21 protein-coding genes are annotated in these 20576 nt (G+C 63.6%); 16 read left to right on the forward strand and 5 right to left on the reverse strand.

Annotated features, from left to right (window positions below):
* Positions 1-59 precede the first annotated feature (59 nt).
* The 5 genes from dapB to AC2FLM_RS08440 all read left to right on the forward strand — a co-directional run bounded on the left by dapB (position 60) and on the right by AC2FLM_RS08440 (position 4891).
* Positions 60-869, forward strand: a complete 810-nt coding sequence (gene dapB, locus AC2FLM_RS08420; protein ID WP_234145795.1) for a 4-hydroxy-tetrahydrodipicolinate reductase — start codon at positions 60-62, stop codon at positions 867-869.
* Positions 870-976: 107 nt separating this feature from the next.
* On the forward strand, positions 977-2398 hold the full coding sequence (locus AC2FLM_RS08425; RefSeq protein WP_234139088.1) for a circularly permuted type 2 ATP-grasp protein: 1422 nt from the start codon (positions 977-979) through the stop codon (positions 2396-2398).
* A gap of 3 nt (positions 2399-2401) precedes the next feature.
* Positions 2402-3346 carry an alpha-E domain-containing protein gene (locus AC2FLM_RS08430; RefSeq protein ID WP_496829946.1) on the forward strand — a complete coding sequence of 315 codons (945 nt, stop codon included), beginning with the start codon at positions 2402-2404 and terminating at the stop codon, positions 3344-3346.
* Positions 3347-3349: 3 nt separating this feature from the next.
* Entirely contained in the window at positions 3350-4150 is an 801-nt protein-coding gene (locus AC2FLM_RS08435; protein WP_496857201.1) for a transglutaminase family protein, read from the forward strand.
* 9 nt (positions 4151-4159) lie between these two features.
* The gene (locus AC2FLM_RS08440) at positions 4160-4891 is read left to right on the forward strand and encodes a proteasome-type protease (protein ID WP_234139085.1); all 732 of its coding nucleotides are present in this window, start codon (positions 4160-4162) and stop codon (positions 4889-4891) included.
* A gap of 33 nt (positions 4892-4924) precedes the next feature.
* On the opposite strand, the gene AC2FLM_RS08445 is transcribed toward AC2FLM_RS08440, so the two are convergent.
* From AC2FLM_RS08445 to pepT, 4 genes are all read right to left on the reverse strand, one after another.
* The gene (locus AC2FLM_RS08445; RefSeq protein ID WP_496857203.1) at positions 4925-7168 is read right to left on the reverse strand and encodes a DEAD/DEAH box helicase; all 2244 of its coding nucleotides are present in this window, start codon (positions 7166-7168) and stop codon (positions 4925-4927) included.
* A 137-nt stretch (positions 7169-7305) separates the two neighbouring features.
* Complete coding sequence (locus tag AC2FLM_RS08450) at positions 7306-8253, reverse strand: ornithine cyclodeaminase family protein (protein WP_496857205.1); 948 nt, start codon at positions 8251-8253, stop codon at positions 7306-7308.
* Complete coding sequence (locus AC2FLM_RS08455; protein ID WP_496857207.1) at positions 8250-9107, reverse strand: alpha/beta fold hydrolase; 858 nt, start codon at positions 9105-9107, stop codon at positions 8250-8252. The genes AC2FLM_RS08450 and AC2FLM_RS08455 overlap by 4 nt, the downstream gene beginning before the upstream one ends.
* A 3-nt stretch (positions 9108-9110) precedes the next feature.
* Positions 9111-10349, reverse strand: coding sequence for a peptidase T (gene pepT / locus AC2FLM_RS08460; RefSeq protein WP_496857209.1), 1239 nt, complete (start codon positions 10347-10349; stop codon positions 9111-9113).
* 173 nt (positions 10350-10522) lie between these two features.
* Here pepT and fghA point away from each other — a divergent pair, with 173 nt between their 5' ends.
* The 9 genes from fghA (at position 10523) to AC2FLM_RS08505 (ending at position 17177) form a co-directional block, all read left to right on the forward strand.
* The gene (gene fghA, locus AC2FLM_RS08465; RefSeq protein WP_234184709.1) at positions 10523-11356 is read left to right on the forward strand and encodes an S-formylglutathione hydrolase; all 834 of its coding nucleotides are present in this window, start codon (positions 10523-10525) and stop codon (positions 11354-11356) included.
* An 8-nt stretch (positions 11357-11364) separates the two neighbouring features.
* A complete protein-coding gene (gene sthA, locus AC2FLM_RS08470; protein ID WP_496857211.1) occupies positions 11365-12834 on the forward strand; it encodes a Si-specific NAD(P)(+) transhydrogenase in 1470 nt (489 codons plus the stop codon).
* The gene (locus tag AC2FLM_RS08475; protein ID WP_234165223.1) at positions 12831-13295 is read left to right on the forward strand and encodes a YaiI/YqxD family protein; all 465 of its coding nucleotides are present in this window, start codon (positions 12831-12833) and stop codon (positions 13293-13295) included. Before sthA ends, AC2FLM_RS08475 begins: the two co-directional genes overlap by 4 nt.
* Before the next feature lie 226 nt (positions 13296-13521).
* Positions 13522-13836 (forward strand): 30S ribosomal protein S10, encoded by a 315-nt coding sequence (gene rpsJ / locus AC2FLM_RS08480; protein WP_005621947.1) that lies wholly within the window; start codon positions 13522-13524, stop codon positions 13834-13836.
* 16 nt (positions 13837-13852) lie between these two features.
* Positions 13853-14578, forward strand: a complete 726-nt coding sequence (gene rplC / locus AC2FLM_RS08485) for a 50S ribosomal protein L3 (RefSeq protein ID WP_011049497.1) — start codon at positions 13853-13855, stop codon at positions 14576-14578.
* Positions 14575-15192, forward strand: a complete 618-nt coding sequence (gene rplD, locus AC2FLM_RS08490) for a 50S ribosomal protein L4 (protein WP_234139078.1) — start codon at positions 14575-14577, stop codon at positions 15190-15192. Before rplC ends, rplD begins: the two co-directional genes overlap by 4 nt.
* The gene (locus AC2FLM_RS08495; RefSeq protein WP_093029010.1) at positions 15189-15485 is read left to right on the forward strand and encodes a 50S ribosomal protein L23; all 297 of its coding nucleotides are present in this window, start codon (positions 15189-15191) and stop codon (positions 15483-15485) included. The genes rplD and AC2FLM_RS08495 overlap by 4 nt, the downstream gene beginning before the upstream one ends.
* Positions 15486-15651: 166 nt before the next feature.
* Positions 15652-16272, forward strand: coding sequence for an HAD family hydrolase (locus tag AC2FLM_RS08500; RefSeq protein ID WP_234139077.1), 621 nt, complete (start codon positions 15652-15654; stop codon positions 16270-16272).
* A complete protein-coding gene (locus tag AC2FLM_RS08505) occupies positions 16269-17177 on the forward strand; it encodes an ornithine cyclodeaminase family protein (RefSeq protein WP_234139076.1) in 909 nt (302 codons plus the stop codon). The genes AC2FLM_RS08500 and AC2FLM_RS08505 overlap by 4 nt, the downstream gene beginning before the upstream one ends.
* Positions 17178-17193: 16 nt before the next feature.
* Here the strand turns inward: AC2FLM_RS08505 and AC2FLM_RS08510 are convergent, their stop codons facing one another.
* Positions 17194-18429 (reverse strand): MFS transporter, encoded by a 1236-nt coding sequence (locus AC2FLM_RS08510; protein WP_234172271.1) that lies wholly within the window; start codon positions 18427-18429, stop codon positions 17194-17196.
* Positions 18430-18579: 150 nt separating this feature from the next.
* Here AC2FLM_RS08510 and zapE point away from each other — a divergent pair, with 150 nt between their 5' ends.
* Positions 18580-19659, forward strand: a complete 1080-nt coding sequence (zapE, locus tag AC2FLM_RS08515; RefSeq protein ID WP_496857215.1) for a cell division protein ZapE — start codon at positions 18580-18582, stop codon at positions 19657-19659.
* Positions 19646-20551, forward strand: coding sequence for a bestrophin family protein (locus tag AC2FLM_RS08520; RefSeq protein ID WP_234145804.1), 906 nt, complete (start codon positions 19646-19648; stop codon positions 20549-20551). The genes zapE and AC2FLM_RS08520 overlap by 14 nt, the downstream gene beginning before the upstream one ends.
* Positions 20552-20576 lie beyond the last annotated feature (25 nt).

Here is a 20576-nt window from a genome sequence, read left to right on the forward strand (position 1 = left end):
TGCCAAGCGGTGCCGAACACGGTAGGAGGCATCACGCGCAGGAAAAGAAGGACCAAGCCATGACCCATATTCCAGGTATCGTGATCACCGGCGCCTCGGGACGCATGGGCCAGATGCTGGTACGGACCGTCACCGACAGCGACAAGGTGCGCCTGGTGGGCGCGCTGGAACGCCCCGGGCACGACTGGATCGGGCGCGATGTGGGCGAGGCGATGGGTGGTCAGGCGCTGGGTGTTGCGGTGACCGACGACCCGCTTGAGGCGTTTGCCAAAGCGCAGGCGGTGATCGACTTTACCGCACCTGCCGCGACGCTGGAATTTGCCGCCCTCGCGGCGCAGGCGCGTTGCGTGCATGTGATCGGCACCACCGGCATGACGGCGGAACAGATCGCGGCGCTGGAACCGGCGGCGCGTCATGCGGTGATCGTGCGGGCGGGCAACATGAGCCTTGGCGTCAACCTGCTGGTACAGCTGACCAAGAAGGTGGCCGCCGCGCTGGACGAGGATTTCGATATCGAGGTGATCGAGGCGCATCACCATCACAAGGTCGATGCGCCCTCGGGGACCGCGCTGATGCTGGGCGAGGCCGCCGCCGAAGGGCGCGGCGTGCGTCTGGACGATGTGGCCGACCGTGCCCGCGATGGCATCACCGGCGCGCGCCAGCGCGGCCATATCGGGTTTCACGCCATTCGTGGTGGCGACATCGTGGGCGAACATGACGTGCTGTTCGCCGCCCCGGGCGAGCGGATCGTGCTGCGCCACGTGGCCACTGACAGGGCAGTGTTTGCGCGCGGCGCGCTCAAGGCCGCGCTCTGGGGTCAGGGAAAGGCCCCCGGCCAATACGACATGGTCGATGTGCTCGGGCTCTGAACCCTGAGCCGTTAAGATTGCACTGTTATTTGGCAGTTGCCCATGACGGTGCCGTTGACCGCAAAACGGAGATTGTGTTTTCCCTTGACCTGCATAGACTTGCTTGCATGGAAAACGCGATCTTTGATGAAATGTGGGGACGGGACGGCGCGCTGCGCGAGGCCTATTCCGATTTCAACGGCTGGTTCGAGCAGGAGGATCCGGGTCGCCTGCGCAAGAAACAGGCAGAGGCTGAACGGCTGTTTCGTCTGACCGGCATCACCTTTAACGTATATGGACGCGCCGAGGCCGCAGAGCGGTTGATCCCCTTCGATATCATCCCGCGTATCATATCTGGTCGCGAATGGTCGCGACTGGCGCGCGGGATCGAACAGCGGGTCCGCGCGATCAACGCCTTTTTGCATGACATCTATCACCGCCAAGAGATCGTGCGGGCGGGCCGTCTGCCAGCCGAGATGATCTCGCGCAATGAAGCATTCTTGCCGCAGATGATCGGGGTCTCGCCACCGGGCGGGGTGTACACCCATATCGTTGGTATCGACCTGGTGCGGACGGGCCCGGACGAGTTCTTTGTGCTCGAGGATAACGCGCGCACCCCCTCGGGTGTCAGCTATATGCTGGAGAACCGGGAAACCATGCTGCACATGTTTCCCGAGCTGTTCTCGCAGAACCGGGTGCAAGCGGTACAGAACTATCCCCGGCAACTGCGCCGGTCGCTCTCGGCATGTGCGCCCGCCTCCGCCTCGGACAAGCCTACCGTCGCGGTGCTGACGCCGGGCATCTACAACTCGGCCTATTACGAACACAGCTTCCTTGCCGACAAGATGGGTGTGGAACTGGTCGAGGGGCACGACCTGCGGGTGATTGACGGGCGCGTGGCGATGCGCACGACCCGCGGGTACAAGACCATTGATGTCCTGTATCGACGGGTCGACGACGATTTCCTCGACCCTCTCAATTTCCGCCCCGACTCGGCTTTGGGCATACCTGGCATCATGGATGTTTACCGCGCTGGCGGCATAACCATCGCCAATGCTCCGGGGACAGGGATCGCCGATGACAAGGCAATCTATTCCTACATGCCGGATATCGTCGAGTTCTATACAGGGGAAAAGGCACTGTTGAAGAACGTGCCGACCTGGCGCTGCAACGAACCCGACAGCCTGGCCTATGTGCTGGACAACCTGACCGAGCTGGTGGTCAAGGAAGTACATGGGTCGGGTGGTTATGGAATGCTGATCGGTCCTACTGCCTCCAAGCGAGAGGTAAACGAGTTCCGCAAGAAGCTGATCGCCAATCCGGGCAACTATATCGCCCAGCCGACCTTGTCGCTGTCGACCGTCCCGATCTTTACCAAGGCGGGGTTGGCGCCACGCCATGTCGATCTGCGCCCCTTCGTGCTGGTATCGCCTCAGGGGGTCGATATCACCCCCGGCGGGCTGACCCGTGTGGCGCTGAAAAAGGGCAGTCTGGTGGTGAACTCGTCGCAGGGCGGCGGCACCAAGGACACCTGGGTGCTGGAGGACTAGAACATGCTGGGAAAGACCGCCGGCGGGCTCTTCTGGATGTTCCGCTATCTCGAGCGCTCCGAGAATACCGCGCGCCTGATCGAGGCAGGCCAGCGCATCGCGCTGACCAGGTCCGGTTCGGTCGACGATGAATGGACCAGCGTGCTGCAATCGGCCGGCGCATATGCCGGTTATGTCGAAACCCATGGTCCCGAGGTCACTCGCGACGGCGCCATCGACTGGATGCTGCGAGACAAGGACAATCCCTCGTCCGTGCTCAACATGGCCGAAGCCGCGCGCAACAACGGCAAGACGGTCCGGACGGCATTGACGCGGGAGGCCTGGGAAAGCGTCAACGAAAACTGGATGACGCTGAAAGAGGCCCTGAAGCGCAAGGTGCCGGAGCGCGATCTGCCCGACGTTCTGACCCTGATCCGCCAACGCTCGGCCTTTGTGCGCGGGGCGATGCACGGCACGATGCTTCGCAATGACATCTACGATTTTGCCAGGATCGGCACCTTCATCGAACGTGCGGACAACACCGCGCGAATCCTTGATGTGAAATACTATGTGCTGCTGCCTTCGGTCGTTTCGGTGGGCAGTTCGTTGGACAACGTGCAATGGCAGACGATCTTGCGGTCTGTTTCCGCCGAGGGCGGATTTCACATGACCTTTGGCCAGGACCCTCGCCCGCGCGAGATCGCCCAGTTCCTGATCCTTGACCGCCGCATGCCGCGCAGTCTCGCATTCTGCGTCGACAAGATACGGTCGAACCTTGGCTATCTGGCGGACGACTACGGCGTGCGATTGCGCTGTCATTCGATGTGCGACCAGCTGGCCGATCACACCATGTCCCGTGACATCGATGAAATCATCGAAATGGGGCTGCACGAGTTCATCACCGATTTCCTCAAGTCGCTATCCGCTCTCGGTGGCCAGACGGAAATCGATTACAGGTTCTATAACTGACCCATGCGCCTCAAGATCAATCATACCACCCACTACACATATGATGAGCCGGTGCCCTATGCCCTGCAACAGCTGCGCTTGACACCCAAGACCGGGCATGGGCAGACGGTCCTTGACTGGACAGTGCGCGTTGAGGGTGGCCAGAAGCAACTGAGCTTCGAGGACCAGCACCACAATACGGTCGATCTGATCAGTTTCGACGCGGGCACGACCGAGATCACGGTGCACTGCGAAGGGACGGTAGAGGTAGAGGATAACCATGGCGTGATCGGCCAGCATGGCGGCTTCATGCCGATGTGGATGTTTCTGCGTTCGACCGATGCCACCCGTGCCGGGCCACTGGTGCGTCGCCTGGCAAGCGCTGTCGAGGGCCAACCCGGAAGCCTTGCCTGGCTGCATGGTCTTTCGGCGGCGACTCGCGCGGCGGTGAGCTATGAGACCGGACGTTCCAATGTCGACTGGAGCGCGGAAAACGCGCTGGATGCCGGGCACGGTGTGTGTCAGGACCATTCCCATGTCTTCATTGCTTGCTGTCGGCATCTGGATGTTCCGGCCCGCTACGTGTCCGGTTACCTGATGATGAACGATCGCATCGATCAGGAAGCAACCCACGCCTGGGCCGAGGCCTGGATCGAAGGGCTTGGATGGGTCGGTTTTGATGTCTCGAACGGCATTTCCCCAGACACTCGATATGTCAGGGCCGCAACCGGTCTGGACTATGCCGAGGCTGCTCCGGTATCTGGAACACGATTCGGCACTGCGGGCGAAGCGCTTTCGGTGCAGGTTCAGGTCCAGCAGCAGTAAAGGCATGCGATGACATATTGCGTAGGGATGCGGCTCGAACGCGGGCTTGTCTTCATGTCTGACACGCGCACCAACGCCGGTGTCGACAACATCTCGACCTTTCGCAAGATGTTCACCTTCGAGAACCAAGGCGAGCGTTGCATCACCATCCTGACCGCAGGCAACCTGGCGACCACACAGTCGGTGATCTCGATCCTTGAGGAACGTACCAAGGCACCCGCCGACCGCAAGCCGTCGATCATGGAGGCGCCAACCATGTTTCAGGTGGCGCAATTGGTCGGTCAGACCCTGCGCGAGGTGATTGCCGCGAACTCGGAAGAAGGGCAGCGCGCGGACGCGGCGTTCAACGCGACCCTGATCGTGGGGGGGCAGATTGCGGGCAGCCCGCCGCGCCTGTTCCTGATCTACCCCGAGGGGAATTTCATCGAAGCGGGCGAGGACACGCCGTATTTCCAGATCGGCGAGACCAAGTATGGCCGCCCGATCCTGGTGCGCGCCTACGAGCCGGACATGAGTTTCGAGGCGGCGGTCAAGTTGCTGCTGGTGAGTTTCGATTCGACGATAAAGGCCAACCTTTCGGTGGGTCTGCCGCTGGACCTGCAACTCTACGAGGAAGGCAGCTGCGCGCGTGGCCTGTCCCGCCGGATCGACGCTGACGACCCTTATTTCCAGGCCATTTCCTCGGGTTGGGGAACGGCCCTGAAATCGGCCTTTGACAGCCTTCCCGATGTAGAGCTCTGAACACCCGCCGACTGTCGTCGGCGGGTACTGTCGTCATTTCTTGCGGCGCGGCGGTGCATCACCACCCTTGTTCAGCGGCTTTCCCGCTGGCCGTGCAAAGGGCTTGCCCGGGCGGTTGGATTTACCTGCGTCTGCCTTCTTTTTGCGAAACGACTTGCCGGGATCCGATTTGTCCGATTGGTAAGGCTTTGCGCCGCTGCCCAGTGGCTTGCCAGAGCGATCGGGTCTGCCTTCACCACCCTGCGGCTTGTCCGAACGCAAGGATTTGGCGCCCTTGGGCGCATCCGCACGATATCGTTTTTCTCCTTGCCCGCTCTCGGACTGACGCGGTTTGGCTTCGTCAACTCGCGCTGGACGGAACGCCTTGGCGCTACCGGGCTTGGACGGACGCTTGGGCGTATGGTCCGGCCGTCCCTCCGGCTTTGACCGAGCGTAAGCCGGTTTCGACGGCTTGGGTGTCACGGCCCTAGCAGGCCTCGCGCCTTTGTCCCTGGTCCCGCTATCCGGCTTTGGCTTGCTCCGGGGTGCCGCAGGTTCGGAGGCAGGATTTTTCGCTTCCGTCCGGTCTTGGGCCCGGACATCATGCGAAGCTTCAGATGCGGTTTCCGTTCTGGGCGCGCGCGGTGTTCTTGGAGCAGGCCGAGCAGGCCGTTCGAAATCATGGTCTCGGCTCTTCTTGGGCGCGCGCGCGCGCGCAGTGTCGGCGGGAGGGCTATCGAGCAGCCGCGCGGTGATCTCACCCTCGACGACACCGGACGGGCCGATCTGGTCGAGGAACCCCTGAACCGCCGCTTCGGCCAGTTCGACATGGGTTTCCTGCGCCTGCATGGTGATCTTGCCGATCTGGCTTTTCTCCAGATTGCCAGCCCGGCACAACAGCGGCAGCAGCCAGCGCGGTTCGGCCCGCTGTTCGCGTCCGACCGACAGCGAGATCCAGCGCGACGGGCCGAAACTGGCCGCCGCCGAGGCCGCGCTGCGCGCGGGTGGCTGGTTCAGTTCCTCGGGCGCGGTCAACCCGGCACGGTATAGACGCAGACAGGCCACAGCGATCTGATCGGGCGTGAATTGTTCCATCAGGCCGGCGGCGATGCGGGTTTCCTCGTCCTCGACCGGATCGGTCCAGAGCGGATCGGAGAGGAGCCGCGCTTCGTCCTTGGCCAGAATGTCCTCGGGCGTGGGGGCCTGGGTCCATTCGGCCTCGATCTTGGCCCATTTCAGCAGGCGCGAGGCTTTTTTGGAAATCTTGTCCGGCACGATCAGCGCCGAAATCCCCTTGCGCCCGGCGCGTCCGGTGCGGCCCGACCGGTGCAAGAGCCCTTCGGTGTTGGTCGGCAGATCGGCATGGATCACCAGGTCGAGATTGGGCAGGTCGATGCCGCGCGCGGCCACATCGGTGGCGACGCAGACCCGGGCGCGCCCGTCGCGCATGGCCTGCAGCGCATGGCTGCGCTCGTCCTGGCTCAGCTCTCCCGACAGGCTGACCACGGCAAAGCCGCGATTGGCCAGACGCGCGGTCAGCCGCGCCACGGCGGCGCGGGTATTGGCGAACACGATGGCGGTGGGCGCATCGTGGAACCTGAGCAGGTTGATGATCGCATGTTCACCGTCGCCGCCCGAAACCTGCACCGCCTGATACGAGATATCGGCATGCTGGCGTTCGCCGCCCAGGGTCGAAATGCGCGCGGCCTGGCGCTGATAGGTCTTGGCCAGTTCCGCGATAGCCGGAGAGACGGTTGCCGAGAACAGCAGGGTGCGGCGGTCTTCGGGTGCCTCGCCCAGCATGAATTCCAAGTCTTCGCGAAAGCCGAGGTCGAGCATCTCGTCGGCCTCGTCCAGCACCACGGCGCGGATATCGGCCAGATCAAGCGCGCCGCGCGTGATGTGGTCACGCAGGCGACCCGGCGTGCCGACGACGATATGGGCGCCGCGTTCCAGTGCCTGGCGCTCGGTACGGGCATCCATGCCGCCGATACAGGTGGCGATACGGCCGCCCGCCTTGGCGAACAGCCATGACAGCTCGCGACTGACCTGCAGAGCCAGTTCGCGGGTGGGGGCCACGATCAGCGCCAGCGGCGCGGCGGGCGGACCAAGCGTTTCGGCCTCACCCAGCAGGGTGGGTGCGATGGCCAGGCCAAAGCCCACGGTCTTGCCCGATCCGGTCCGGGCCGAGACAAGCAGGTCGGCGCTGGCCAATGCGGGGTCGGTGACCGCCTGTTGCACATCGGTCAGCGTGTCGAAGCCGCGCTCGGCGAGGGCATCGAGAAGGGGGGAAGTCATCAGGGGAATGTCCAATAGGGCGCGGGACTCACCCCGGCGCAAAGATTGGGCCATCTAACGAAGAGAGGCGCATTTGTCCATGCCTGACGGAACGAATGCAGGGAATACCGGCTATGTCGCGGCCAGATGGGCGTCTGCTAGCCGATGGCGCGGCAGACATGATCGGCGCAGGCCAGATCCTGCGCCGCGATGCCGAGCGAGCGGTAAAGCGTGATCGCGTCGGGGCCGCTGCGCCCCGGAACCTTGCCCGAGAGAACCTCGCCGATCTCGCCCCTGACATGCGCCTCGCTCATCGCGCCCGTTTCCAGCGCCGAGATGATCTCGCGCGCCTGGGCAAAGGCCGAGGGTCGGTAATCGACGAACAGCTCGGATTTCAGCAGCAGCGTTTCGTCGATTTCCTGCATCGAGGGGATCGAGGCGCCGACCGCGTTCACATGCGTGCCCGGCCCGATCCAGTCGCCGTGCAGCACAACCGAGGGCGATGAGGTCAGCGTGCAGACGATATCGGCCCCATTGACCGCCTGTTCGGCAGTGGCGGCGGCGGTGAAGGCGATGTCGGGATAGTGCACCGACATCCGGTTTGCGAAATCGGCGGCGCGGTCGGGCGAGCGCCCGGCGATCCTGATTTCGGAGACATGGCGCACCAGTGTCAGCGCCGCGATATGGCTTTCGGCCTGTTCGCCCGTGCCGATCAGCGCCAGCACCCGCGCGTCAGACCGGGCCAGCGCCCGCGTTGCCACAGCGGTTGCGGCGGCGGTGCGGATCGCGGTGATCGCATCGGCATCCAGTGCCGCGCGGGGCTGTCCGGTCTCGGCATCGAAAAGCAACACCGTACCGATATGCGAGCTGAGCCCCTTGGCGGGATTGCCGGGAAACAGGCTGAGAACCTTGATGCCATAGAGCGTGGGATCGCTCAGTGCGCCCGGCATCACGCCCAGACGGTTGGTGCCGTCGATGTCCATCACCATGCGCAGCGGCAGATTGGCCTGCCCGTCCGAGACCCGGATCATCGTCAGTTCCACCACCTCGATGGCGTCGCGCATCGGCAAGTGCTGGCGGATTTCTTCGGCGGTGATGACCTTCACAACCTACTCTCCTCTCCGGCAGGCCAGATCGCGTGATCTACGGACAGACCCAGCACTTCGCGCAGCAATCCGGTATAGGCGTCGGGACGGGTGACATAGGGAAAGTGGCTGGCCGCCCGGAACCTGTAGGCGCGAACAGGGTCCAGCGCGGCGCGCAGGCTCTCGCGCATCGGTGGTGAGATCAGATGGTCGTCATCGCTTTGGACGGTAAAGATGCGGTCGCGGGGCAGGCTTTGCGCGGGCAGTTCCGGCGCCGTTTTCAGCGCCTGCAATCGCGCGCGCAGCTCATCTTCGGGAATGCGTCCGCGCACCTCTTGCAGCAAGAGCGGCGCCAGATCGCGATAGGGGTGGTCGGGTGCCTGCCAAGCGCTCAGCCCGGCCTCGAACCCGGCGCGCAGGTCGTCGATGGGCGTCGTGGCAAGGTCCAGCGCATAGGGCGGCACCTGGTCGATCCCGCGAACCGAGGCCAGCGTGTTGGCCGCCACCAGCCCGCAGTCCAGCGCCGGTTCGGTGGCAGTCAGATACTGTGCCAGATAGCCGCCCAGCGACGAGCCGAGAACGGTCGCGCCCTGCATTCCGGCATCTGCGATCATTTGCGCCAGATCCGCCGCCCAATCGCTGATCCCGCCCGAGGCCGGATAGCTCACCGCGAGGATGCGCGCCTCACCCGACAGGGCCGTGATTTGTTGCCAGAAAATATCGGCCCGGCCCAGCGTGCCGGGGATCAGCACCAGCGCGGGGCCGCGCTGTCCTGCCCGGATCACTCCCCAGTCGCGGCCATTCACAAGATGGCGGATTTCCGGGTGCAGGGCCGCAAAATTGTCGCGTTCGGCTATCAGGTCTCGCGTGCCCACACCTCAACCCTTTGCCGCCATCTGCGCCAGCGTCACGCAGGTGCGGGTGGCCGTTGCCATGTCCTGAACCGAGATCCATTCCAGCGGCCCGTGGATACACTGCATGCCGGTAAAGACATTGGGCGTCGGCACCCCCATCTCGGTCAGGCGCGAGCCGTCGGTGCCGCCCCGGATCGGGACCGAGATCGGCTCTATCCCCTCGGCCTCGGCCGCAGCGCGGGCCAGGTCGACGGGCGTCATGTCCTTTTCCAGCCAATAGCGCATGTTGCGGTATTGCGGATAGATCTCGCATTTGATCGCCGCGCGCGGTTCGCCTGCCTGCACGGCGGCGCAGACCTGGCGCAGCAGCTCTCCCTTGGCGGCCAGCCCGTCCCGCTCGAAATCGCGCAGGATGAACTTGATGACCATCTCGGACGAGCCGCCCTCCATATCGGTGGCGTGGATGAATCCGTCACGCCCGTCGGTGGTTTCGGGGGTCATTGTCGCCTGTGGCAGCGTCTGCACGATCTTCGAGGCGAGGTGGATGGCGTTGACCATCTTCTCCTTGGCCCAGCCGGGATGGATCGACACGCCCGTCACCGTCACCACCGCGCGGTCGGCCGAGAAGCTTTCGTATTCGATTTCTCCCACCTTCCCGCCATCCAGCGTATAGGCGAAATCGGCGCGCAGATCGGCGGGCAGACGCTCGCTCACCCCGCGCCCGATTTCCTCGTCGGGGGTAAAGGCCACTCGGATCGGGCCGCGCGCGATATCGGGGTTGTTCAGCAGATGCCGAGCCATGGTCATGACGATGGCAACGCCCGCCTTGTCATCGGCGCCCAAGAGCGTGGTGCCCGAGGCGGTGATCAGGTCGTGACCGATCTTTTCCGCCAGATAGGGGTGTTCGGCGGGAGACAGCACCAGCGCGGGATCGTCGGGAAAGGTGATGTCGCCACCGTTATAGCCGCTGATCACGCGCGGCTTCACGCCGCTGGCGTTGAATTGCGGTGCGGTGTCCACATGGGCCAGAAAGCCAACGGTCGGCCCCGGCGCGGTGCCGGGAATGGTGGCCAGCACAACGCCATAGTCGGTCAGTTCCACATCCTGGGCGCCCATTTCGACAAGCTCGTCACGCAGCAGGTGCAGCATGTCGAACTGACAGGCGGTGCTGGGTGAAGCGGGCGCAGTTTCGTCGCTCTGGCTGTCGATGGCGGCATAGCGCACGAGACGGTCCTGAAGTTCCTGATCAAATGGGTTTTGCATGTCACCTCCTGCGGTTGCCGCGATCAAAGGCGCAGGCCGGGGGCAAGTCAAGCGGGCCGCTACGCTATCACTGAGTGCCGCAAAAAGACGGGGCGGACCGGTCGGCATGCTTTACCTCTGGTCCCCGGACCGCTAGCCATTGCAGGGAACCAGAGGGAAAGGACCGCGTCATGATCGAAACCGTCTCGGAAAACGCCTGTTTCGGCGGTATTCAGGGTGTCTATCGCCATGCCTCGGCTGCGACCGGCTGTGACATGACCTTTGGCCTGTTCCTGCCGGCCGAGGCCAAGGACGGCCCGGTACCCGTGCTGTGGTACCTGTCGGGTCTGACCTGCACCCATGAAAACGCCATGGTCAAGGCGGGTGCGCAGGGATGGGCCGCCGAGCAGGGAATCGCGCTGGTCTTTCCCGATACCTCTCCACGCGGCGAAGGGGTTGCGGATCACGAGGATTACGATCTGGGTCAGGGAGCCGGGTTCTATGTGAACGCCACGCAAGAGCCCTGGGCACCGCATTTCCGCATGTGGGATTACGTGGCCGAGGAACTGCCCGCGCTGTTGGCGGAACATTTTGCCATCGACCCTGCGCGGCAGGCGATCACCGGCCATTCCATGGGCGGGCATGGGGCGCTGACACTGGCAATGAACCTGCCGGGGCGCTATCGCTCGGTTTCGGCCTTCGCGCCGATCTCGAATCCGACAGGCAGCGACTGGGGCCGCAAGCAGCTGACCGCTTATCTTGGGAATGACGAGTCGACCTGGGCCAAGCATGACGCGACATTGATGATGAAACAGGTGGGCTTTGACGGTCCGATTCTGATCGACACCGGGACCAGTGACCAGTTCATCGACCTGCTTCGCCCCGAGGCGCTGGCCGCCGCCATCGCCGAGCGCCGCCAGCAGGCCACCGTGCGGCTGCAACCGGGGTATGACCACTCCTATTTCTTCGTCTCCAGTTTCATGGAAGACCACGTGTCATTCCACGCCGAAGCGCTCTATCGCGATTGAGCAGCGGCATGAGCACGTTCGACTATGACCTGATCATCATCGGTTCCGGCCCCTCGGGTCGGGCTGCCGCGATCCAGGCGGGCAAACTGAAACGCCGGGTGCTGGTGATCGACCGCAAGGACCGGCTGGGCGGTGTCTCGGTCCATACCGGCACCATCCCGTCCAAGACCCTGCGCGAAACGGTGCTGAACCTGTCGGGCTGGCGCGAGCGCAGCTTTTACGGGCGCTCCTACCGGGTCAAGGACCGGATCAGCGCCGAGGATCTCAAGGCGCGGCTGCACATGACGCTCGATTACGAGGTCGACGTGCTGGAGCATCAGTTCAACCGCAACCATATCGACACGCTGAACGGGTTGGCCCGCTTTCTCGGCCCGCACGAGATCGAGGTGGCGACCGAGGCGGGCGATACCACACGCCTGACCGCCGCCAAGTTCCTGATCGCGACGGGTACCAAGACCTATCGCCCCGATTACGTTCCTTTCAACGGCAAGACCGTTGTGGATGGCGATGACTTTCTGGAGATGGAGCGGATCCCGCGTTCGCTGGCCGTGATCGGCGCCGGGGTGATCGGGGTCGAATATGCCAGCATGTTCTCGGCGCTGGATGTGCGGGTGACGCTGATCGAACCGCGCGAGACCTTTCTCGATTTCATCGACCGCACCCTGATCCAGGAATTCACCCATCAGATCCGCGAGAACGGTGTCGATCTGCGGTTGGGTTCCGCGGTGGAGAAGATCGAGGATACCGGCAGCCATATCGAGATCAGCCTGGCCAATGGCCGCCATATCCGGGCCGAGATGCTGCTGTTCGCCGCCGGGCGGATGGGCGCGACCTCGGCGCTGAATCTCGACGCGGTGGGGCTGGAAACCGATCACCGCAACCGGATCACGGTGGATCGCAAGACCTATCAGACATCGGTGCCCCATATCTATGCCACCGGCGACGTGATCGGGCACCCCTCGCTTGCCTCGACCTCGATGCAGCAGGGGCGGGTCGCGGCCTGCCACGCGCTGGAAACGCCGACCCTGCCGGAAAGCCCCTGGTTCCCCTATGGCATCTATTCGGTGCCCGAAATGTCCACCTGCGGCATGTCCGAGGAAGAGTTGCAGGAACGCGGCATCCCCTACGAGGTGGGCGTGGCGCGGTTCCGCGAGACCTCGCGCGGGCATATCATGGGGCTGGAACATGGTATGCTGAAGATGCTGCTGAGCCTCAAGACCCGTCGCGTGCTGGGGGTGCAGATCGTGGGCGAGGGGGCGACCGAGCTGATCCATATTGGTCAGGCGGTGATGAACCTGAAAGGCACGGTGGACTATTTCGTGCAGAACACGTTCAACTATCCGACCCTGGCCGAGGCCTATCGCACCGCCGGTCTGGACGCGTTCAACCGGATGCCCATCCCCGAGGAGTTCAAGGTAAAGCGCAAGAACGGCAAGGCCGAGACCATCGACAAGAAACCCTCGGCCAAAGAGAAATGACAACGCTTTATATCGATGCCGATGCCTGTCCCGTGAAGGCCGAGGCCGAGCGGGTGGCGACCCGGCACCGGCTGCGCATGGCCGTGGTGTCGAACGGGGGGCTGCGCCCGTCGCAAAATCCGCTGGTCGAAACCGTGATCGTGCCCGATGGGCCGGACGTGGCCGACATGTGGATCGCCGAGCGCGCCGGGCGCGGCGATGTGGTGATCACCGCCGACATTCCGCTGGCCGCCAAATGCGTCGAGGCCGGCGCCCGGGTGCTGCGCCACAATGGCGAGGCCTTCACCCCCGCCAATATCGGCCAGCAACTGGCGATGCGCGACCTGATGGCCGACCTGCGCGCTGCCAACCCGCTGGGCGCGGGCGGTGGCGGCAAACCCTTTTCCAAAGCCGATCGCGCCCGGTTTCTTGACGCGCTGGAGCGCGAGATCCGCGCGGCCCAAAGGGACGCGCAGGGTTGAAAACCGGCCCGCAATCCCCTTGGCGGGTGGTATTTTGGGGAAAAGCGACCGCATCCCGCCAGCGGGGGCCAAAACCCCTTGTCAGCCATCCCGACCCCTAGTATAGCGCGCGGGTTCTCGATGAGAATTTGGCGGCGGGGTGATTCCCGCCGTTTGGGTTCGACGAGGGTTTGCGATGCGCGCGGATCCTCCTCTCAACCCCAACGCCTGACAAAAAGGCATGACAATGCAAAGCCAAAATATCCGTATCCGGCTGAAGGCATTTGACTATCGCGTTCTGGACGCCAGCACGCAAGAGATCGTCAACACTGCCAAGCGGACCGGCGCGCAGGTGCGCGGCCCGATCCCGCTGCCGAACAAGATCGAGAAGTTCACGGTTCTCCGTGGCCCTCACGTCGACAAGAAAAGCCGTGACCAGTTCGAGATCCGCACCCACAAGCGGCTCCTGGATATCGTGGATCCGACCCCGCAGACGGTGGACGCGCTGATGAAGCTCGACCTCGCCGCCGGCGTGGACGTCGAGATCAAGCTGCAGTCGTAAGATCGGAGGGTAGAGAATGCGTTCCGGTATTATCGCAAAGAAAGTCGGCATGACCCGGCTGTTCATGGAAGACGGCAAGCAGATCCCTGTGACCGTTCTTCAGCTGGACAACCTGCAGGTCGTCGCCCAGCGCACCACCGAGAAGGACGGCTATACCGCCGTTCAGCTGGGTGCAGGCACCCCCAAGATCAAGCGCGTATCCAAGGCCATGCGCGGCCACTTCGCCGCACAGAAGGTCGAGCCCAAGCGCAAGCTGGCCGAGTTCCGCGTGTCCGAAGACGCGCTGATCGAAGTTGGCGCCGAGATCTCGGCCGAGCATTTCCTGACCGGCCAGAAGGTCGACGTGTCGGGGACCTCGATCGGTAAGGGTTTCGCCGGTGCCATGAAGCGCCACAACTTCGGCGGTCTGCGCGCCTCGCACGGCGTGTCGATCAGCCACCGTTCGCACGGCTCCACCGGTCAGTGTCAGGACCCGGGCCGCGTGTTCAAGGGCAAGAAGATGGCCGGTCACATGGGTGCTGCCCGTGTCACCACCCAGAACCTCGAAGTCGTGAAAACCGACGCCGAGCGTGGTCTGGTCTTCATCAAGGGCGCCGTGCCCGGTCCGAAGTCCGGCTGGGTCACCGTCAAGGATGCCGTCAAGAAGAAAGCACCGGAAGGCCTGCCCTTCCCGGCTGCTGTGAAATCGGCCGCAACCGAAGCACCTGTTGCCGAAGCGCCCGCCGAAGGGGGTGAAGCATGAAACTCGATGTGATCAAACTCGACGGCTCCAAGGCCGGTGACATCGACCTGGACGAGGCCCTGTTCGGGCTGGAACCGCGTGCGGACATCCTGCACCGCGTGGTCCGCTGGCAGCGCAACAACGCGCAGGCCGGCACCCACAAGGTTCTGACCAAGTCGGAAGTCAGCTACTCGACCAAGAAGATCTACCGCCAGAAGGGCACCGGTGGCGCGCGTCATGGCTCGCGCAAATCGCCGACCTTCCGTCACGGTGGCGTCTACAAGGGTCCGACCCCGCGGTCGCACGGCCACGACCTGACCAAGAAGTTCCGCAAGCTGGGCCTGCGCCACGCGCTGTCGGCCAAGGCCAAGGCAGGTGAACTGGTCGTGATCGAGAACGCCGAATCCGAAGGCAAGACCGCAGCTCTGGCCAAGCAGGTTGCAAACCTGGGCTGGAAGCGCGCGCTGGTCATCGACGGCGCCGCGGTCAACGAAGGGTTCGCCCGCGCCGCGCGCAACATCGAAGGTCTGGATATCCTGCCGTCGATGGGCGCAAACGTCTATGACATCCTCAAGCGTGACACCCTGGTGCTCACCAAAGCGGCTGTCGAAGCACTGGAGGCTCGTCTGAAATGAGCGCGAAAGCACAACATTACGACGTGATCCGCAAGCCGATCATCACCGAGAAATCGACCATGGCATCCGAAAACGGTGCCGTGGTGTTCGAAGTGGCGATCGACAGCAACAAGCCGCAGATCAAGGAAGCCGTCGAAGCGCTGTTCGGCGTCAAGGTGAAGGCGGTCAACACCACCGTCACCAAAGGCAAGGTCAAGCGTTTCCGCGGCCAGCTGGGCAAGCGGAAAGACGTGAAAAAGGCCTATGTGACCCTCGAAGAGGGCAACACGATCGACGTGTCGACCGGCCTCTGAGCGACCCAGCTCTTGCAACAGATCGAACCCCGGCTGCCCCGCGCAGCCGGGGTTTTTCGTTTCGCGGGTTGGTGCGGATGTTTCGGGTTGATCATCCGGCCCGCTCTTGGTTCAGTCCGACGCAGGGCCGCTGGTCTGCATTCATTCAGGGCAAGAGAGATTTCAGATGACAATCGAGGCGGTGGTTTTCGACATCGGCAATGTGCTGATCGAGTGGCAGCCGGAACGGTATTATGACCGCGTTCTGGGCGAGGAGCGGCGGCGGCAGATGTTTGCCGAGGTCGATCTGCATGGCATGAACGACCTGGTCGATCAGGGCCATCATTTCACCGATACGATCTATGGCTGGGCCGAGAAATACCCCGAATGGCGCGATCAGATCCGGGATTGGCACGACAACTGGATCGAACTGGCGTCGCCTGAAATCCCGCATTCGGTGCGCCTGCTCAGGGCGCTCAGAAACAAGGGCGTGCCGGTCTTTGCGCTGACCAATTTCGGGGTACAGAATTTCGACTACGCCTGCACGGTTTACCCGTTCCTGACCGAGTTCGACCGGGCCTATGTCTCGGGCCGGATGCAGATGGTGAAGCCGCACGCGCCGATCTATGCTGCGGTCGAGGATGATTGCGGGCTGGCGCCCGGGACCTTGCTATTCGCCGATGACCGGGTCGAGAATATCGATGCCGCGCGTATGCGCGGCTGGCAGGTACATCATTTCACCGGGCCTCAGGGCTGGGCCGCGCGCCTGGTGGCCGAGGGGCTGTTGACCGAAGGAGAGGCCGCATGAGCATACCCCATATTCCCTTTGCCGAGGGCGAGGCCAAGCTGGACTGGCTGGAACTGACGCGGGCGCTGGCCGATGGCCACAGCCTGCCCAAGGCGCAGATCGGCGATACGTTCCTGTATCGCGATCCCGACACGATGCTGACGCGGTCGGCCTGGATCGACGGGCTGGGCATTGCGGTCAAGACCGCCAATATCTTTCCGCGCAACCCCGAGCGGGGCGACCCGATGATCAACGGGGCCGTGAACCTTTACAGCGACCATGACGGGGCGCTGTCGGCGCTCGTGGATTTCCACCTGGTGACCAAGTGGAAGACGGCGGGGGACAGCCTGCTGGCGGCGCTGCGGCTGGCCGACCCCGACGCGCGCGAGGTGCTGGTGGTGGGCGCGGGCACCGTGGGCCTGTCCCTGTGCGAGGCGTTTGGGACGGGGTTCCCCAAGGCGGCCCTGAAGATGTGGAACCGCACCCGGTCCAAGGCCGAGGAGGTAGCGGCGCGGTATGACGGGCTGGAGGTGGTCGACGATCTGGCCACGGCGGTGAACCGCGCCGACATCATCGTCACCGCCACCATGTCGAGCGAGCCGGTCATTCGCGGCGAATGGCTGCGCCCGGGTCAGCACCTGAACCTGATCGGCGCCTATCGGCCCGACATGCGCGAGGCCGATGACGAGGCCATGCGCCGTGCGCGCATCTTTGTCGACAGTTTCGATACTACGGTGGACCATATCGGCGAGTTGATGATGCCGCTGGCCGATGGGGTGATCACCCGCGCCGATGTGGTGGCCGATTACTACGATCTTGATGCTTTCAAAGCGTCGCGCGACGACATCACAGTGTTCAAGAATGGCGGCGGTGCGCATCTGGACCTGATGACCAGCCGCTACATTCTGGACAAGTGGCAGGGCTGACCCTGCCACCCTTTGTTCATGCGGGCACTGGCGCCCGGTTCTCGCGGATCGGCAGGTGGACGATGGCACTGAAAGCTCCGACGCCGACGCCGATCCACCAGACCATGGTGTAATCGCCGTATAGGTCGTACATCCGCCCGCCCAGCCAGACGCCGAGGAACCCGCCCAGCTGGTGGCTGAGGAAGATGATGCCATAGAGCGTGCCCATGTAGCGCAGCCCGTAAAGATGCGCGACAAGGCCCGAGGTCAGCGGCACGGTGGCAAGCCAGAGCGAGCCCATCGCCACCGAAAAGAGGATCACCGACAGCGGGGTGATCGGCAGCAGGATGAATGCGGCTCCGATCACGGTCCGGGCGGTGTAGATACCGGCAAGCAGGTATTTCTTGGGGAAATGCTTGCCCGCCCAGCCCGCCGTCAGGGTGCCTGCGATATTGGCCAGCCCCACCAGCGAGATCGCCACCGCACCCAGCGCCGAGGTGGTGGTGATCCCCATCGAATGTAGAACGCCGCCGGGCAGGATCGGCCCGCACATCTCGGTCACGAAGGCGGGGAAATGCGCGGTGATGAACGAGAGCTGATAGCCGCAGCTGAAAAAGCCCAGAAAGATCAGCGTATAGGACGGGTCGCGAAAGGCGCGGGACAGGATCTGGCCCATGCTCTCTTGCAGCTCGGCCTTGCTGGCCGGTTCGGGCGCGCGCAGCATCGGCAGGGTCAGCACCAGCGCCAGAACCGCCACCGCAAAGACGATGAACACCTGTTGCCAGGGCAGGAAGGTCAGCAGCCATTCCGCCGTGGGCGCGCCGATCACCTGCCCGACACTGCCCGCGGCGGTGATGAGGGCGAGGCTCATCGAGCGGTTGTCGTCGCTGGAGGCGCGGGCGACCACCGCGAGGATCACGCCAAAGCCGGTGCCCGCGATGCCGAACCCCACCGCCCAGGCATAGATCTGATGTTCGAGCGGTGTGGTCGACCAGGCGCTGAGCACCATGCCGCCAGCATAAAGGAGCGCACCGAGAAAGATCGCCTTGCGGTCTCCGATCTTTTCCGAAATGGCGCCAAAGATCGGCTGGCCGATGCCCCAGGCGAGGTTCTGGATGGCGATGGCCAGTGAGAAATCCGAGCGCAGCCAGCCGAACTCCTCGGCGATCGGGATCTGGAACACGCCGAACGAGGCCCGGACAGCAAAGCTGACGGTGATGATGACGCAGCTGACGATCAGGATCGGATTGATCAGGCGGGCCGAACGGTCCATTGGCGGTCTCCGTGGTATTGTTCGCCGGACCCTAAGCTGAAACATGGCGGCGTCAATTCAGGAGTTTTTCGGGCATCATTAACGAAAATTGATGCGAGCAGCGTTAACGGGCCGCTTCTCAAGGCCGGGCAGGTTGGGTATGGCTGCAAAATGACCGTTGTTTCCGATCTTTACGCCGCCCGTGTGGCCGAGGGCACCCTGCATGCCGATACCGCGCAAGAGGCGGCACTGGCCGAGTTCGACCGGATTCACCAAGCATTGAGCACACCGGTAAAGCGCGGGTTGTTCCGCAAGGCGCCGCCGCCGCCTCGGGGCCTGTACCTGTGGGGCGGGGTCGGGCGCGGCAAGTCGATGCTGATGGATCTGTTTGTCGAGGCGCTGGGCGACACGGTGCCGGTGCGCCGGGTGCATTTCCATGCCTTCATGCAGGAGATCCACGCAGGCATGCATGTTGCGCGCAATGAAGGTGTCGCCGACGCGCTGGCGCCTGTCGCCGACGCGGTGATCCGCTCGGTCAAGGTGCTGGCCTTTGACGAGATGCAGATCACCGATATCACCGATGCGATGATCGTGGGGCGGCTCTTTGAGGCGCTTTTCGCTGCGGGCGTGGTGGTGGTGACCACCTCGAACCGCGTGCCGGACGATCTGTACAAGGACGGGCTGAACCGGCAGTTGTTCCTGCCGTTCATCGAGTTGATCAAGGAACGGATGCGGGTGTGGGAAATGATTTCTCCCACCGATTACCGGCAGAACCGGCTGGAAGGGAGCCGCGTCTATTTCACCCCGATCGGACCTGCGGCGCGTGGCGAGATCGAGGCGATCTGGCGCGACCTGACGGGTGGTGCAAGCACGCCGCTGATCCTGAAGGTCACTGGTCGCGACGTGGAACTGCCCGCGTTCCGCAACGGGATCGGGCGGGCCAGCTTCTATGACCTGTGCGGGCGGATGCTGGGACCGGGCGACTATCTGGCCATCGCCGGGGCGGTCAAGGTTCTGGTGCTCGAAGACATCCCGCGCCTTTCGCGCAACAACTTCAACGAGGCCAAGCGCTTCGTCACGCTGATCGACGCGCTCTACGAGGCGCGGGTACGGTTGATCTGCTCTGCCGCCGCCGAGCCGGAAATGCTCTATGTCGAGGGCGAGGGGACGTTCGAATTCGAGCGCACCGCCTCGCGCCTGCGCGAGATGCAGGACAGGGATTGGGGGCAGGCAGGCGATGATCGTCCGTGACACACCCCGCCGACGAGAGATTTTTCTGATCCTGAGCGGATCAGTGGTACCACGCATTCTGCCCAACATCATTGGTTCCGCGCTCTGGGCGCTGCTGGTCCTTGTGCTGCATCGGTATGTTGTCGCGATGCCGCAGATTTCGATTGCTGCGATGGGGGTCTTTGGCCTGTCGTTGTCGCTCTTTCTCGGTTTTCGGAACAACGCCGCTTACGAACGTTGGTGGGAGGCGCGGCGAATCTGGGGCCGGATGGTCTCGGATGTACGGAGCCTGGCGCAAGAGTTGCGGATATTTGCGGGCAAGGGGGCGGATGAAGAATTCATCCTGACCCGTATCCTGGCCTTTCATCACCTGCATCGCGCCCAGCTGCGCGGTGATGAGGTGACTGAAACCTTGAATCACTGGGTTGGCGCGGAGGCGGCCGAGGTGCTGATGCGCAATGCGAATCCGCCTAATGCCGCGCTACAGGACATCGCGACCCGCCTGCACGAGATGGCGGAAGACGGGCGCATCAATGGCTTCGGTCAACGCGCTCTGGCTGAACGGCTGGCTGCTTTCCCCATCGCTCAAGCAGGGAACGAGCGGCTGCTGACCACGCCGCTGCCCTTTGTTTATTCGCTGCTGGTCTGGCGCACGACCTATCTCTACTGCTTGCTTTTGCCCTTTGCCCTGCTCGACGATGCCGGTTGGTTCGAACCCCTGGTCGCGGCGGTGGTGGCTTATGTTTTCTTCGGGTTTGCCGAGGTCACGCATGAACTGGAACATCCGTTCCGCAAGCAGGCGAATTCGGTACCGCTCAGCGCCATGTGCCGGGTGATGGAGATCTCGGTCTGTAACGCACTGGGTCGCGATGTGCCCCCGAAACTTGAACCGGTAAACTACGTTCTCGACTAGGCCGGAGCCAAGCCCCCTCTCTTGA

It is taken from the genome of Ruegeria sp. SAZD011, from assembly GCF_059612545.1.

What these genes read in the sequence shown, in the direction of transcription:
- dapB (WP_234145795.1), top strand. Translation starts at nt 60, where the DNA reads ATGACCCATATTCCAGGTATCGTGATCACCGGCGCCTCGGGACGCATG.
- AC2FLM_RS08425 (WP_234139088.1), top strand. Translation starts at nt 977, where the DNA reads ATGGAAAACGCGATCTTTGATGAAATGTGGGGACGGGACGGCGCGCTG.
- AC2FLM_RS08430 (WP_496829946.1), top strand. Translation starts at nt 2,402, where the DNA reads ATGCTGGGAAAGACCGCCGGCGGGCTCTTCTGGATGTTCCGCTATCTC.
- AC2FLM_RS08435 (WP_496857201.1), top strand. Translation starts at nt 3,350, where the DNA reads ATGCGCCTCAAGATCAATCATACCACCCACTACACATATGATGAGCCG.
- AC2FLM_RS08440 (WP_234139085.1), top strand. Translation starts at nt 4,160, where the DNA reads ATGACATATTGCGTAGGGATGCGGCTCGAACGCGGGCTTGTCTTCATG.
- AC2FLM_RS08445 (WP_496857203.1), bottom strand. Translation starts at nt 7,168, where the DNA reads ATGACTTCCCCCCTTCTCGATGCCCTCGCCGAGCGCGGCTTCGACACG.
- pepT (WP_496857209.1), bottom strand. Translation starts at nt 10,349, where the DNA reads ATGCAAAACCCATTTGATCAGGAACTTCAGGACCGTCTCGTGCGCTAT.
- sthA (WP_496857211.1), top strand. Translation starts at nt 11,365, where the DNA reads ATGAGCACGTTCGACTATGACCTGATCATCATCGGTTCCGGCCCCTCG.
- AC2FLM_RS08475 (WP_234165223.1), top strand. Translation starts at nt 12,831, where the DNA reads ATGACAACGCTTTATATCGATGCCGATGCCTGTCCCGTGAAGGCCGAG.
- rpsJ (WP_005621947.1), top strand. Translation starts at nt 13,522, where the DNA reads ATGCAAAGCCAAAATATCCGTATCCGGCTGAAGGCATTTGACTATCGC.
- rplC (WP_011049497.1), top strand. Translation starts at nt 13,853, where the DNA reads ATGCGTTCCGGTATTATCGCAAAGAAAGTCGGCATGACCCGGCTGTTC.
- rplD (WP_234139078.1), top strand. Translation starts at nt 14,575, where the DNA reads ATGAAACTCGATGTGATCAAACTCGACGGCTCCAAGGCCGGTGACATC.
- AC2FLM_RS08495 (WP_093029010.1), top strand. Translation starts at nt 15,189, where the DNA reads ATGAGCGCGAAAGCACAACATTACGACGTGATCCGCAAGCCGATCATC.
- AC2FLM_RS08500 (WP_234139077.1), top strand. Translation starts at nt 15,652, where the DNA reads ATGACAATCGAGGCGGTGGTTTTCGACATCGGCAATGTGCTGATCGAG.
- AC2FLM_RS08505 (WP_234139076.1), top strand. Translation starts at nt 16,269, where the DNA reads ATGAGCATACCCCATATTCCCTTTGCCGAGGGCGAGGCCAAGCTGGAC.
- AC2FLM_RS08510 (WP_234172271.1), bottom strand. Translation starts at nt 18,429, where the DNA reads ATGGACCGTTCGGCCCGCCTGATCAATCCGATCCTGATCGTCAGCTGC.
- zapE (WP_496857215.1), top strand. Translation starts at nt 18,580, where the DNA reads ATGACCGTTGTTTCCGATCTTTACGCCGCCCGTGTGGCCGAGGGCACC.
- AC2FLM_RS08520 (WP_234145804.1), top strand. Translation starts at nt 19,646, where the DNA reads ATGATCGTCCGTGACACACCCCGCCGACGAGAGATTTTTCTGATCCTG.